This is a genomic window from Methylobacterium sp. CB376 (assembly GCF_029714205.1).
Classification (GTDB): Bacteria; Pseudomonadota; Alphaproteobacteria; order Rhizobiales; family Beijerinckiaceae; genus Methylobacterium.
On sequence record NZ_CP121648.1, the window covers coordinates 4,747,345 to 4,760,204 of the forward strand.

13 protein-coding genes are annotated in these 12,860 nt (G+C 71.3%); 5 read left to right on the plus strand and 8 right to left on the minus strand.

The window, feature by feature from the left end; genetic code table 11:
* The first annotated feature begins 60 nt into the window (after window positions 1-60).
* Window positions 61-282, plus strand: a complete 222-nt coding sequence (locus tag QA634_RS21705) for a hypothetical protein (RefSeq protein ID WP_043701474.1) — start codon at window positions 61-63, stop codon at window positions 280-282.
* A gap of 474 nt (window positions 283-756) precedes the next feature.
* Complete coding sequence (gene rcdA / locus QA634_RS21710) at window positions 757-1,287, plus strand: protease adaptor protein RcdA (RefSeq protein WP_012334060.1); 531 nt, start codon at window positions 757-759, stop codon at window positions 1,285-1,287.
* Between the two features lie 239 nt (window positions 1,288-1,526).
* On the opposite strand, the gene rpmE is transcribed toward rcdA, so the two are convergent.
* Complete coding sequence (gene rpmE, locus QA634_RS21715; protein ID WP_012334061.1) at window positions 1,527-1,775, minus strand: 50S ribosomal protein L31; 249 nt, start codon at window positions 1,773-1,775, stop codon at window positions 1,527-1,529.
* Between the two features lie 140 nt (window positions 1,776-1,915).
* On the opposite strand from rpmE, the gene QA634_RS21720 reads away from it, so the two are divergent.
* Both QA634_RS21720 and sufA read left to right on the plus strand, forming a co-directional pair.
* Entirely contained in the window at window positions 1,916-3,733 is a 1,818-nt protein-coding gene (locus QA634_RS21720; protein ID WP_012334062.1) for an ABC transporter transmembrane domain-containing protein, read from the plus strand.
* Between the two features lie 141 nt (window positions 3,734-3,874).
* On the plus strand, window positions 3,875-4,255 hold the full coding sequence (sufA, locus tag QA634_RS21725; protein WP_012334063.1) for a Fe-S cluster assembly scaffold SufA: 381 nt from the start codon (window positions 3,875-3,877) through the stop codon (window positions 4,253-4,255).
* Window positions 4,256-4,267: 12 nt separating this feature from the next.
* Here sufA and QA634_RS21730 read toward each other — a convergent pair whose 3' ends face one another.
* The 3 genes from QA634_RS21730 to QA634_RS21740 form a co-directional block, all read right to left on the minus strand.
* Window positions 4,268-5,329 carry a GGDEF domain-containing protein gene (locus QA634_RS21730; RefSeq protein ID WP_012334064.1) on the minus strand — a complete coding sequence of 354 codons (1,062 nt, stop codon included), beginning with the start codon at window positions 5,327-5,329 and terminating at the stop codon, window positions 4,268-4,270.
* Between the two features lie 122 nt (window positions 5,330-5,451).
* Complete coding sequence (locus tag QA634_RS21735) at window positions 5,452-6,900, minus strand: DEAD/DEAH box helicase (RefSeq protein WP_012334065.1); 1,449 nt, start codon at window positions 6,898-6,900, stop codon at window positions 5,452-5,454.
* Window positions 6,901-7,116: 216 nt separating this feature from the next.
* Window positions 7,117-7,353 (minus strand): hypothetical protein, encoded by a 237-nt coding sequence (locus tag QA634_RS21740; protein ID WP_012334066.1) that lies wholly within the window; start codon window positions 7,351-7,353, stop codon window positions 7,117-7,119.
* 219 nt (window positions 7,354-7,572) lie between these two features.
* Between QA634_RS21740 and QA634_RS21745 the strand changes: the two genes are divergently transcribed.
* Window positions 7,573-8,457, plus strand: coding sequence for an outer membrane protein (locus QA634_RS21745; protein WP_012334067.1), 885 nt, complete (start codon window positions 7,573-7,575; stop codon window positions 8,455-8,457).
* A 335-nt stretch (window positions 8,458-8,792) separates the two neighbouring features.
* Here the strand turns inward: QA634_RS21745 and gatB are convergent, their stop codons facing one another.
* The 4 genes from gatB to gatC all read right to left on the minus strand — a co-directional run bounded on the left by gatB (window position 8,793) and on the right by gatC (window position 12,680).
* Window positions 8,793-10,265: an Asp-tRNA(Asn)/Glu-tRNA(Gln) amidotransferase subunit GatB gene (gene gatB, locus QA634_RS21750; RefSeq protein WP_012334068.1), complete on the minus strand. Its 1,473-nt coding sequence runs from the start codon at window positions 10,263-10,265 to the stop codon at window positions 8,793-8,795.
* Window positions 10,266-10,558: 293 nt separating this feature from the next.
* Window positions 10,559-10,858, minus strand: coding sequence for a hypothetical protein (locus QA634_RS21755; protein WP_012334069.1), 300 nt, complete (start codon window positions 10,856-10,858; stop codon window positions 10,559-10,561).
* A 4-nt stretch (window positions 10,859-10,862) separates the two neighbouring features.
* Window positions 10,863-12,356, minus strand: coding sequence for an Asp-tRNA(Asn)/Glu-tRNA(Gln) amidotransferase subunit GatA (gene gatA, locus QA634_RS21760; RefSeq protein ID WP_012334070.1), 1,494 nt, complete (start codon window positions 12,354-12,356; stop codon window positions 10,863-10,865).
* A 36-nt stretch (window positions 12,357-12,392) separates the two neighbouring features.
* The gene (gatC, locus tag QA634_RS21765) at window positions 12,393-12,680 is read right to left on the minus strand and encodes an Asp-tRNA(Asn)/Glu-tRNA(Gln) amidotransferase subunit GatC (RefSeq protein WP_012334071.1); all 288 of its coding nucleotides are present in this window, start codon (window positions 12,678-12,680) and stop codon (window positions 12,393-12,395) included.
* Between the last annotated feature and the right edge of the window lie 180 nt (window positions 12,681-12,860).

Genomic DNA, 12,860 nt, shown 5'->3' on the forward strand with positions numbered 1-12,860 from the left:
CAGCGCGGGCTTGGCTGTGGCATGATCCGGCCATCCTTCCACGCCTGGATGCGAACGGGCATGTCGCCGATCGAACACGCTTTCTCGGACCCGAACAGCCTCGCGGCGGCCGGCGAGGCCGCGCTCAACGAGGCCCTGAGCCGCCTGCCGCAGGCGGAGCGCGAGGCCTACTGGGCCTCGGTGCGCCGCTGCTACAACGCCCCCTACAACGACGCCCCCGGCAAGGGCTCGGCCCCGCTCCTGGTGCCGGCGCGGCCCGGCGCGGAGATGCGCGCGGGCTGAGCGCGCCGCCCTCGCGCGACCCACGCCCCCTCCGGCCCCGGAGGGGGCTTTTGCCGACGCCCCCTCCGGCCCCGGAGGGGGTTTTCGTTTGCGCGCCCCCGCGCCGGCGCCCGCTGCCAAGCCGCGCCGGATTCGACTGTTTCGCGATTGCGCTTACACCGCGTTAACCATTTTTTAAGCTTTCTGGACGATAACCGGAGCTGTCCAGCCTTCTGGATGTCGAGTGGTCTCTGTCCACTCTGTTTGATGCCTCCCTGTACGACTCATCGCCGCCCTCCGGGGCGGCTTTCTTTTTGTGCCCGGGCCCGCCCCGCCGGCGCGGGAGCCGGGCGGGGTCTCGCGCGTTCCGATTAAGGTTAATCCTTCGTTACCGGGGCGGGACCGCCCGCGCGGCGCTATTGTTGCGACGGTCGGGACCGAGACAGGGCGCTGTCCCGCAGCGGGACGCGCGACGCCGAGGGCGGAGGAGGGATCATGGTCGGGATGGACGTGATGTTTCGGGACCCGCGCGACACCGTGAATTTCGGCGAGACCTTCGTGTCCTCCGAGGCCTTCCGCACCCTGTTCCGGGAGGGCATGACGCTGGTGGAGGAGACCGCGGCCTACCTGGACGGTCCCGGCCGCGACGAGTCGCGGCTGCTGTCGCGGCACGCCGCCCTGACCTACGCGAGCGAGAGCATGCGGCTGACGACGCGGCTGATGCAGATCGCCTCCTGGCTGCTGGTCCAGCGCGCCGTGGCGGAGGGGGAACTGACCCTGAGCGAGGCCCAGCAGGAGAAGACCCGCGTGCGCCTGGGCGCGAGCGAGAGCCAGGACCTGCCGGCCGCGGCCGTCGCGGAGCTGCCGCTGACCCTCCAGGCGCTGATCGGGCACGCGAAGCGGCTCCACGCGCGCATCCGCCACCTCGACAGCCTGATCTCGGACGACCGTCCCACCCCGGCCCCCCGCGAGAGCCCGGTCTTCGCCCAGCAGGACCTCCTGCGCGCCGCCTTCCGCTCGGCGTGACGCGACGCGCGGGGAGGGGCCCGGCCGCCTTCCCGCCGGAACGGCGGCCCAACGAAAAACCCCGGCCGCTGGACCGGGGTTCTCTCGTTCCGGGGGTTCGGCCCGCCCGGACCTTACACCAACGGCTCAGGGTGCCGACGCGTCGGGCCGTTGCTCCATCTCGAATTTTCGATTTCAAGCCAAAGGCTTGGCGAAAATTCGAGAGCACCGCCACCGGTCATGAGAAACGAGCGGTGGGATTACTTCTTGCCGAAGGTCAGGTTGCCGAAGCGCGAGTTGAAGCGCGAGACGCGGCCGCCGCGATCCATCAGCTTCTGCTCGCCGCCGGTCCAGGCCGGGTGGGTGGTCGGGTCGATGTCGAGGTTGAGGGTGTCGCCCTCCTTCCCCCAGGTCGACCGGGTGGTGTACTCGGTGCCGTCCGTCATCACCACCTTGATGAAGTGGTAGTCGGGGTGCTCGGTCGGCTTCTTGGCAGCGGTCTTCGCCATGACGTGTTCCTCGATGCGGCCCACCCGCAAACGCTCCGCTGCGGGCCGCGGCCATTGATCGCGCGTAATCGGATGAGCGGCGGCCTATACCTCACCCGACGGCGCCAAACAAGCGCAGCTACCGGATTCACACACGTCCCATGGCTTCCGACGACACAGCCCGCTCCCGGGCCACGCTTCCCCGGGCCTCTCTCGGCGCGCTGAAACCGCTCATCCCCTTCGCCCTGCGCTACCGCGGCCGCATCGCCGCGGCCCTCGTCGCCCTGGTGGCGGCCGCCGGCGCCACCCTGGTCGTGCCGATCGCGATCCGCCGGGTCGTCGATCTCGGCTTCGCGCACCAGGGTGCCGCGATGATCGACGCCTATTTCGGCGCGCTGATCGGCGTCGTCGGTCTCCTCGCGCTGGCGAGCGCGGGCCGCTACTACTTCGTCGTGACGCTCGGCGAGCGGGTGATCGCGGACCTGCGGGCGGCGGTGTTCGCGCGGCTGACGGTGCTCGACCCCGCCTTCTTCGACCAGGCCCGCAGCGGCGAACTGGTCTCGCGCCTCACGGCCGACGCCGCGCAGGTGAAGTCGGTCTTCGGGGTCTCCCTGTCGATCCTCCTGCGCAACGCCTTCCTGTTCCTGGGCGCGGTCGCCATGATGGTGTGGACGAGCCCGCGCCTCTCGGTCCTGGTCCTGGCCGCGATCCCGGTCATCGTCTTCCCGCTCATCCTCTCGGGGCGGGGCGTGCGGCGCCGCTCGCGGGCCGCGCAGGACCGGCTCGCCGACGCCTCCGCCTACGCGACCGAGGCGGTCGGGGCCGTGCGCACCATGCAGGCCTTCGGGATGGGGCCGGCGACGGCGGCGCGCTTCGCGGCCGCCTCGGAGCAGGCCTTCCTCGCCGCCCGCGGCTCGGCGCGGGCGCGGGCGCTCCTCACCGGCGTCGCCATCTTCCTGGTCTCGGCGAGCGTGGTCGGGGTGCTGTGGTACGGGGCGCAGGGCGTCGCGCGCGGCACGATGACGGCGGGCCAGCTCTCGCAATTCGTCCTCTACGCGGTGTTCGGGGCGAGCGCCCTCGGCCAGCTCTCCGAGGTCTACGGGGAGCTCACCCTGGCGGCCGGCGCCGCCGAGCGCCTGGGCGAGATCCTGCGCACGGAGCCGGCCATCACCGCCCCGGCGGATCCCCTGGCCCTGCCGGAGCCGCCCCGCGGCGAGGTCGCCTTCGAGCGGGTGCGCTTCGCCTACCCGGCGCGGCCGGACCGCAGCGCCCTCCACGACGTCAGCTTCACGGTGGCGCCCGGCGAGCGCGTCGCCATCGTGGGCCCGTCCGGCGCGGGCAAGAGCACGGTGCTGCAGCTGCTCCTGCGCTTCTACGATCCCGATTCGGGACAGGTGCGGGTGGACGGCATCCCGGTGAACCGGGCCGATCCGGACGCGCTGCGGCGGCGCCTGTCCCTGGTGCCGCAGGATCCGACCGTGTTCAGCGGCAGCGTCCTCGACAACATCCGCTACGGCCGCCCGCAGGCCAGCGAGGCCGAGGTGACCGCCGCCGCCGCCCAGGCCCACGCGGACGGGTTCATCCGCGCCCTGCCGGAGGGCTACGCCACGCTGGTGGGCGAGCGGGGCGTCACCCTGTCGGGCGGGCAGCGCCAGCGCATCGCCATCGCCCGGGCGATCCTCAAGGACGCGCCGATCCTGCTCCTCGACGAGGCGACCTCGGCCCTCGACGCGGAGAGCGAGCGCGCGGTCCAGGCGGGCCTCGACGAGCTGATGCGCGGGCGCACCACCCTGGTGATCGCCCACCGCCTCGCGACCATCCGGGCCGCCAACCGGATCCTCGTCCTCGACGACGGCCGCGTGGTGGAAGAGGGCACACACGACGGGCTGCTCGCCCGGGGCGGCCTCTACGCCCAGCTCGCCGCCCTCCAGTTCGGCGATGCCGGGGGAGAGGGCCGGGCGCGGCTCGTGGCGGTGTAGCGGGCGTCGCCCCCCTCGCGCGCTCCCGGCCGCCGCGGGCCCCGCCGCGGTGGACCCTGGCCGGGCCGATGCTTATCTTGGGGGAGCGAGGATGAAGCCTCAACCGCCCGGGCCTTGAACCCGGCTGCCGGAGAGAACCGAATGCCCACCAGTTTCAAGGTGATGTCGCTCACCGAGGCCGCCGCGGAGCGCGTCAGGCGGATCATCGCCGACGCCGACCGCCCGATCGCGGGGATCCGCGTCGGCGTGAAGAACGGCGGCTGCGCCGGGATGAGCTACACGATGGAATACGCCGAGGAGCGCCGCCCGGGCGAGGACGTCGTCGAGGATCGCGGCGTGCGCGTCTTCATCGATCCGAAGGCGGTGCTGTTCCTGCTCGGGACCGAGATGGACTTCCAGACCACGAAGCTGTCGTCGCAGTTCGTGTTCCACAATCCGAATCAGACCTCGGCCTGCGGCTGCGGCGAATCGGTCGCGATCACGCCGGCCAAGCCGGAGGCCCTGCAGGAAGCCGGGGCCTGAGCGGCCCGGACCTCACGCCACCTGCGTGAGGTCCGGCACCGCCGTGTCCACGACGACGCGGTTGCGCCCGCTGCGCTTGGCCGCGAACATGCACTGATCGGCCCGCTCCAGCAGCGACACGGCCGTGTCGCCGGGCCGGTGAGTCGCGACGCCGACCGAGATGGTCACGCGACCGAGCGACTCCCCGCTGGAGCGCTTGACGAGTTCCCGGCCCATGACGCTCGTGCGGATGCGCTCGGCCAGGGCGACGGCGTCGCCCTCGCTGCCGCAGGGCATGATCACGCCGAATTCCTCGCCGCCGAAGCGCGCGATGGTGGCGCGGCCGTCGACCATCTCGCGCATCGTCAGGGCGACGAGGCGCAGGACGCGGTCGCCGGTGAGATGGCCGTAGACGTCGTTGAACCGCTTGAAATGGTCGATGTCGAGGATGATGAGGGCGGTGGGTGCCGCGTTGGCGGCCGCCTCCTCCACCGACTTGCGCAGCACCTGCTCGAACAGCTTGCGATTGCCCAGGCCGGTGAGCGGATCGGTGAGCGATTCGACCCGCACCGCCTCCAGGGTCTCGTGCAGCGCCTGGATCTCCTCGCGGCTCTCGCGCATCCGCGCCTCGAGGGTGCGGTTGTTGGCGGAGACGTCCCGCGTCGCCACGATCAGCGAGGTCACGAGTTCCCGCAGCCGGCCGCGATTGACGGTCGGCGCGACGATGTCCTGGCTGAAGGCCTGCAGCGAGGCGCCGTAGCGGGCGGTGGAGCCGAGCGCCACGTCGAGCATCTCCAGCACCTGCTCCATCTCGCCGAGCAGGCTCGCGCCCGCGCGCTCCGTCTCGATCAGGTGGCGGCGCGGATCGATGTAGGTGTCGTAGAGGATGCTGATCGCGTCGTCGCGCAGGTGGCCGTGCTCCGCCGTCAGGCGCTTCACCGCCTCATTGAGCAGCGGCTGCTGACCGGACACGTAGGTGTACCAGACGGCGTAGCTGCGCGGGCAGGCCGAAGACCCGTAGGCCTTCATGAGCTCCAACGCCCGCTGGCCTATCGCGAAACTCCGGTCCGTGTCGGGTCGGGACACGTCGCTCATCCGGCTCCTCCGTGCACCGCACCGGACCCGAGGTCCGATTGGCCCAGAGGGTCTACGACGCGCGAGTGGAGAGACGGTTAAAGGTCGCGCGATCGGAGACGCGCCGTGCCCGACGTCTTCGTCTACTCCCGCTCCTTGCGCTTCTTCAAAACAACCGGCCGAAGCAGGAAGGCGGGAACATGGGCGCCGAGCCCGATCTCGGCCTCCGGCATTGCGTCGTCTTCGTCGCGGCGGCGGGCGGCGGCGCGGCGCGGATCCTTCGGGCGCTCCTCCGGCCGGGCAGCGCGCGGGCGCTCCTCCGCGCGGGGCGGGCGGGCGCGCTCCTCAGGGCGCGCCTCGCGGCTCCGCTCGGGCCGGCGGCCGCGCTCGCCGCGCTTGGAGCGGCCCTCGCGCTCGCGCGTGCGCCGCTCCCGCGGAGCGCCCTCCTCCTCCTCGGGCAGGGAGGCGAGGTCGCCGTCCGCCCAGGGGATCGGCTGGCCGATCAGCGACTCGATGGCGGCCAGCGCCTTCTCGTCGCCGCGGCCCACCAGCGTGAAGGCGGCGCCGCTGCGCCCGGCCCGCCCGGTGCGCCCGATCCGGTGGACGTAGTCCTCGGCGTGGTGCGGCACGTCGAAGTTGAAGACGTGGCTCACCGCCGGGATGTCGAGGCCGCGCGCCGCCACGTCGCTGGCGACGAGGAGCGGGACCTCGCCGGACCGGAACGCGTCCAGGGCCGCCATGCGGGCGCGCTGGTCCATGTCGCCGTGCAGGGCCGCGACGTTGAAGCCGTGATTGGCCAGCGAGCGTTGCAGCTGCGCCACGTCCCGCTTGCGATTGCAGAAGATGAGGCCGTTGCGCAGCTCCACCGCGCCGCGGATCAGCCCGCGCAGGGTCTTGCGCTTCTCGTGGCCCTCGCCGCCGGTCGCGACGAGGCGCTGCGCGATGGTCGAGGCGGTCGAGGCCGGGCGCGCCACCTCGATCCGCACCGGGTTGTGGAGAAAGTCGTCGGCCAGCCGCTGGATCTCCGGCGGCATCGTCGCGGAGAAGAACAGGGTCTGGCGCGTGAACGGCACCAGCTTCACGATTCGCTCGATGTCCGGGATGAAGCCCATGTCGAGCATCCGGTCGGCCTCGTCGATGACCAGGAGCTCGACCCCGGTGAGCAGCAGCTTGCCGCGCTCGAAATGGTCGAGCAGGCGGCCGGGCGTCGCGATCAGCACGTCGACGCCGCGGGTGATCTTGGCGTCCTGGTCGGCGAAGGAGACGCCGCCGATCAGCAGCGCGACGTTGAGCTTGTGGTTCGTGCCGTAGCGCTCGAAATTCTCCACGACCTGCGCGGCGAGTTCGCGCGTCGGTTCGAGGATCAGCGTGCGCGGCATGCGGGCGCGGGCCCGGCCCTGCTCAAGCCGGGTCAGCATCGGCAGGGTGAAGGCGGCCGTCTTGCCGGTCCCGGTCTGCGCGACGCCGAGCACGTCGCGGCGGGCGAGGACGTGCGGGATCGCCTGGGCCTGGATCGGGGTCGGCGTCGTGTAGCCGGCCGCCGAGACCGCCTGCAGGACCTTTTCGCTCAGACCGAGTTCAGCGAATGACATCAGGAGTGAGAACCGTTGCGCGCGGGCCGGGCAACCGGCGCGAGGAATGTCCGTCGCGGCAACGGCCTGGACGAAAGGAAGTTTCGCGCCCGGTGCGCGCGTCGGACGCGCGCCTGCCATTGCTGCAGCGCGGGGGATCGCGCCGGCGGGTGCGACACGCCCGATGGAGCCGGCTTTGTCAAGGGGTTGAGATGCCACACGGCCGGCGCGAGCCGGTCAGCGGCCGCTCCGCTCGCCGCAGGGATCGAGGCGCCAGTCGCTCCTGAGGCCGATCGCGCCGGTCACCTCCGGCTCGCCCGGCAGCGCGGCGGTCGCGACCGCCGGCGCACCGGCCCTGCGCGGCGCGGCCATGTAGTGCGTGAGCGCCACCGAGAGGATCGTCACCAGGGCGGCGGCCTGCCCGGTCCGGACCAGCAGCGTGCGGGTGGGGGAGCGGGCGTCGGACCTCTTCATGCCGGTCGATCTCTCCGTGGACGATCGCGTCACCTTGAAGCATTAAGGTTAATCTCGCGTGATCGGCGCAATCGAAGATCTCCGGAGCGCGCGAACCCTCGCTTCATCATTTGTTGACGGTTGTCGATCTATTGGTGAGTCACGTTGCGGGACAGCGACGGACCGGACGTGAGGCCGGGAACGGAAGCCGTGCCGGCGCTCGCCAACAGGACCATGGCAATGAAGAAGATCCTCCTCTCCACCGCGGCCCTCGCGGGCCTGACCGCCGCCGCCTCCGCGGCCGACCTGCCGCGTCGCGCGGCGCCGCCGCCGGTCTTCACGCCGGTGCCGGTCTTCACCTGGACCGGTTTCTACGCCGGTTTCAACGCCGGGTACGGGTTCGGCACCAGCGACAACAACAACTCGACCCTGATCGGCGTGAACGCCGCGACCGGCCTCGTGCCCCCCGGCACGACCGCGGTCCTCGGCTTCCGCAACCGCGACAACAACGACGGCTTCGTCGGCGGCGGTCAGGTCGGCTACAACTACCAGTTCACGCCGGGCGCCGGCTTCGTGATCGGCATCGAGGCGGACGCCCAGTACGCCGATTTCGGCCGTGAGCGGAACCGCTTCAGCCTCGTCACCAACAACCCGGCGGTGACCGGGCTGGCCGCCCAGCAGGTCTTCAACCCGAACGGCCTGTCGGGTCTGGACTACTTCGGCACGGTGCGCGGCCGGCTCGGCTACGCCTTCGACCGCACCCTCGTCTACGCCACCGGCGGCTTCGCCTACGGCGGCGGCGGCGGCACCAGCTTCGGCCTGCCCAACCGCGACGACTTCCAGACCGGCTGGACGGTCGGCGGCGGCGTCGAGTACGCCCTGCCCACCGACTCGTTCCTGAACTTCTTCAAGTCGAACGCGGTGACCCTGAAGGTCGAAGGTCTCTACGTGAACCTCGACCGCGGCAACGGCCTCAACGGCGCCTTCGCGGTCAACAACGCCGGCACCCTGATCACCGTGACCAGCCCCGGCGTGGTGCTGGTCCCGGGCAGCGGCCTGGTGCGTCGCGACACCGAGTTCGCGGTGGTGCGCGCCGGCCTGAACTACAAGTTCGGCACCTACTGAGCCTCGGCTCGGTCACCGGCCGGACTTGCCCCGGCCGGACTTGCCCCGGCCGAACCTGCCCCGATCGAACCCGAAGCCCGGCCCACAGGCCGGGCTTCTCGATTCGGGGGCAGCGGGGCCGCCTCCAGGGCCGGCCCGAAGGCCGGCACTGTCCGCGAGGCGTCCCGCTCATCCCAAATCCGCTTGATCCCTTCGGGATGGCGGATTTGGGCTTCGCTCAAGCGCCGCGCGGGCTCCTGATCCGCTTGATCCCTTCGGGATGGCGGATATGGGCTTCGCTCAGGCGCCGCGCAGGCTTTTGATCCGGGATCCGCTTCGATCAAGCGGATCCCGGATCACTCGATCCCGAGCTTCGTCTTCAGCAGGGCGTTGACGGCCGCCGGGTTCGCCTTGCCGCCGGTCGCCTTCATGGTCTGACCGACGAACCAGCCGAGCAGCGTCGGCTTGGCCTTGGCCTGCGCCACCTTGTCGGGGTTGGCCGCGATGATCTGGTCGACCGCCGCCTCGATCGCGCCGGTGTCGGTCACCTGCTTGAGGCCGCGGCTCTCGACGATCGCGCGCGGGTCGCCGCCCTCGCCCCACACGATCTCGAACAGGTCCTTGGCGATCTTGCCCGAGATGGTGCCGTCGGCGATGAGGTCGATGATCGCCCCGAGCTGCGCGGCCGAGACGGGCGAGCCCTCGATCCCGTGGCCCTCCTTGTTCAGGCGGCCGAACAGCTCGTTGATGACCCAGTTCGCCGCCGCCTTCCCGTCCCGGCCCTTCGCCACCGCCTCGAAGTAATCGGCGGAGGCGCGCTCGGCGACCAGCACCGTCGCGTCGTAGGCCGAGAGCCCGTACTCCGCCACGAAGCGCGCCTTCTTGGCGTCGGGCAGTTCCGGCAGTTCGGTCCTGAGCCCGTCGATGAAGGCCTGCTCGATCTCCAGGGGCAGCAGGTCAGGATCCGGGAAGTAGCGGTAATCGTGCGCCTCCTCCTTGGAGCGCATCGAGCGCGTCTCGTTCCGGTTCGGATCGTAGAGCCGGGTCTCCTGCTCGATCCAGCCGCCATCCTCCAGGATCGCGATCTGGCGACGGGCCTCGGTCTCGATCGCCTGGCCGATGAAGCGGATCGAGTTGACGTTCTTGATCTCGCAGCGGGTGCCGAAGGGCTCGCCCGGCCGGCGCACCGAGACATTCACATCGGCGCGCAGGTTGCCCTTCTCCATGTCGCCGTCGCAGGTGCCGAGGTAGCGCAGGATGGTGCGCAGCTTCGTCACGTAGGCCTTGGCCTCCTCCGACGAGCGCAGGTCCGGCTTCGACACGATCTCCATCAGCGCCACGCCCGAGCGGTTGAGGTCGACGAAGCTCAGGGAGGGGTGCTGGTCGTGCAGCGACTTGCCGGCGTCCTGCTCCAGGTGCAGGCGCTCGATGCCGACCCGGATGGTCTCGCCGTCGGGGAGGTCCACCAGCACCTCGCCCTCGCCGACGATCGGGCTCTTGTACTGGCTGATCTGGTAGCCCTGGGGCAGATCAGGATAGAAGTAGTTCTTGCGGTCGAACACCGAGCGGTGGTTGATCTGCGCCTTGAGGCCGAGGCCGGTGCGCACCGCCTGCGCCACGCATTCCCGGTTGATCACCGGCAGCATGCCGGGCATAGCGGCGTCCACCAGCGAGACGTGCGCGTTCGGCTCGGCGCCGAAGGCGGTCGAGGCGCCGGAGAACAGCTTCGAGCGGCTCGTCACCTGGGCGTGGATCTCCATCCCGATCACCACTTCCCAGTCGCCCAAGGCGCCCTTGATCAGCTTCTTGGGGGTCACGGGAGCGTTCATGGGCGGGGCCTCCGAGTGTCGCGCGATCCCGCTTCCGGGGAGGGGTTCATGCGCGCCTGAGCATCATCCGCCGAGGGGGTCACCGGTCCGGCGGCGGGACGGATGCGGAATCACGACGCGGGGCAGGATTGCCCCGCGCGATCCCGCTTACTAAGCAGAGTGGCGCGGGGCAACTCTGCTTAGCTCTTGGTCTTGCATCATTTTCGCTGACGCGGTCCTACGGTTCGCCGCCGAACCGGTGACCCCTTCGGCGAATGATGCTGAGGAATCCGCCATCCGCGCGGTCAAGCGCGTCAGGTCCGGCCCGCGAGGAGGCGCCGCGCCGCGTAGGCGGCAAGGGCCCACAGGAAGGCCGCGACGCTGCGCACCGGGAAGAAGGTCGGCAGGTCGTGGCCGATCGGCGCCGGCCAGGGCAGCCCGATCCCGGTCAGCACCCAGGAGACCAGCACCGAGACGGCGAGCGCCACGATGGCGACGAGGAAGAGCTTGCCGAACTGGTCCGCCTTCCACCCCAGATAGAGCGCGAGGCCGATCAGCACCGGGTCGAGCCCGGCCATCAGCCAGACCGAGGGCGGGTAATACGGGACGGTCACCCGCTCAGGCCCACCAGCGCGGCGGGAGCGCGATCCGGCCGGCCGCCTCCTCGATGACCTGCCCGGCGGCGAACAGCGTCTCCTCGTCGAAGGGCCGGCCGATCAGCTGCAGGCCGAGCGGGAGGCCCTGGCCGTCGAGGCCCGCCGGCACCGCGATGCCCGGCAGCCCCGCCATGTTCACCGTCACGGTGAAGACGTCGTTGAGGTACATCTCGACCGGGTCGGCGTTCTGCTTCTCGCCGAGGCCGAAGGCCGCCGAGGGCGTCGCCGGGGTCAGGATCGCGTCGACCCCGTTCGCGTAGACGGTCTCGAAGTCGCGCTTGATCAGGGTGCGGATCTTCTGGGCGCGGACGTAGTAGGCGTCGTAGTAGCCCGCCGACAGCACGTAGGTGCCGATCATGATGCGGCGCTTGACCTCGCGGCCGAAGCCGGCCGCGCGGGTCTGCTCGTACATCCCGACGATGTCCTTGCCCGGCACGCGCAGCCCGTAGCGCACGCCGTCGTAGCGGGCGAGGTTCGAGGAGGCCTCGGCCGGCGCCACGATGTAGTAGGCCGGCAGCGCGTACCGGGTGTGCGGCAGCGAGACCTCGACGATCCGCGCCCCCGCGGCCCGCAGCCACTCGGCGCCCTGGTGCCAGAGCCGCTCGATCTCGGCGGGCATCCCGTCGACGCGGTACTCCTTGGGGATGCCGATGGTGAGCCCCTTCACCCCGCGGGACACCGCCGCCTCGTAATCCGGCACCGGCCGGTCGACGCAGGTCGTGTCCTTGGGGTCGTGACCCGCCATCGAGGCGAGCATGATCGCGCTGTCGCGCACCGTGCGGGTGATCGGCCCCGCCTGGTCGAGGGAGGAGGCGAAGGCGACGATGCCCCAGCGCGAGCAGCGCCCGTAGGTGGGCTTGATGCCGACCGTGCCGGTGAAGGCCGCGGGCTGGCGGATCGAGCCGCCCGTGTCGGTGGCGGTGGCCCCAAGGCAGAGCCGGGCCGCCACGGCCGCGGCCGAGCCGCCGGAGGAGCCGCCCGGCACCAGGGGCGCCTCCGAGTCCCGGCGGCGCCAGGGCGAGACCACCGGCCCGTAGGCGCTGGTCTCGTTCGAGGAGCCCATGGCGAACTCGTCGAGGTTGAGCTTGCCCAGCATCACGGCGCCGTCGCGCCAGAGATTGTGGCTCACCGTCGATTCGTAGTGCGGGCGGAAGCCCTCGAGGATCCGCGATCCCGCCGTCGTCGGCACGTCGTGGGTGCAGAACAGGTCCTTGATGCCGAGCGGCAGCCCTTCGAGGGGGCGCGCCTCCCCGGCCGCGATCTTGCGGTCCGCCACCTCGGCCATGGCCAGCGCCCGCTCGGGCGTCTCGATCAGGTAGGCGTTCAGCGCGCGGGCCCGCGCCACCGCGTCGAGATGCGCCTGCGCGATCTCGCGGGCCGAGAACGCCTTCCGCCGCAGCCCGTCGCGGGCCTCCGCCAGGGTGAGTTCGGTCAGGTCTGCCGGAATCGTGCTCACGTCGAAAATCCTCGCCGCCCGGGGCGCTGCCAGCCGCTACTCGACGACCTTCGGGACCAGGAAGTAGTTGTCCTCGGAGAGCGGCGCGTTGAAGACGATCTCGCGGGCGTAGCCGCCATCCGTGACGGCGTCATCGCGCTGCTTCATGGCCATCGGGGTGACGGAGGTCATCGGCTCGACCCCCGAGACGTCGACCGCGCCGAGCTGCTCGACGAAGGCCAGGATGGCGTTGAGCTCGTCCTGGAGCGGCGGCACCTCCGCGTCGCTCACCGCGATCCGCGCCAGATGCGCGATGCGCCGAACCGTCTGCGCGTCGACCGACATGACACCCCGCTTCGCGTGGAGGATCCGGCCCGTCCGGCCGTCCGCGGGGCGCTATAGCACCGGCTTTCGCGCCGTCGCAACGGCAGCGGGTCCGGAGCGGAGCGTGCCCGCCCGGTCGCAGCGCCGCCGGGCCGCCGCGCGCCCCGGCGAAGGGCGGGCGCCGCCCGCGCCACGCCCGGA

What these genes read in the sequence shown, in the direction of transcription:
- rpmE (WP_012334061.1), bottom strand. Translation starts at nt 1,775, where the DNA reads ATGGCGAAGACCGCTGCCAAGAAGCCGACCGAGCACCCCGACTACCAC.
- gatC (WP_012334071.1), bottom strand. Translation starts at nt 12,680, where the DNA reads ATGTCGGTCGACGCGCAGACGGTTCGGCGCATCGCGCATCTGGCGCGG.
- QA634_RS21735 (WP_012334065.1), bottom strand. Translation starts at nt 6,900, where the DNA reads ATGTCATTCGCTGAACTCGGTCTGAGCGAAAAGGTCCTGCAGGCGGTC.
- QA634_RS21740 (WP_012334066.1), bottom strand. Translation starts at nt 7,353, where the DNA reads ATGAAGAGGTCCGACGCCCGCTCCCCCACCCGCACGCTGCTGGTCCGG.
- sufA (WP_012334063.1), top strand. Translation starts at nt 3,875, where the DNA reads ATGCCCACCAGTTTCAAGGTGATGTCGCTCACCGAGGCCGCCGCGGAG.
- QA634_RS21745 (WP_012334067.1), top strand. Translation starts at nt 7,573, where the DNA reads ATGAAGAAGATCCTCCTCTCCACCGCGGCCCTCGCGGGCCTGACCGCC.
- QA634_RS21705 (WP_043701474.1), top strand. Translation starts at nt 61, where the DNA reads ATGTCGCCGATCGAACACGCTTTCTCGGACCCGAACAGCCTCGCGGCG.
- gatB (WP_012334068.1), bottom strand. Translation starts at nt 10,265, where the DNA reads ATGAACGCTCCCGTGACCCCCAAGAAGCTGATCAAGGGCGCCTTGGGC.
- QA634_RS21720 (WP_012334062.1), top strand. Translation starts at nt 1,916, where the DNA reads ATGGCTTCCGACGACACAGCCCGCTCCCGGGCCACGCTTCCCCGGGCC.
- rcdA (WP_012334060.1), top strand. Translation starts at nt 757, where the DNA reads ATGGTCGGGATGGACGTGATGTTTCGGGACCCGCGCGACACCGTGAAT.
- QA634_RS21730 (WP_012334064.1), bottom strand. Translation starts at nt 5,329, where the DNA reads ATGAGCGACGTGTCCCGACCCGACACGGACCGGAGTTTCGCGATAGGC.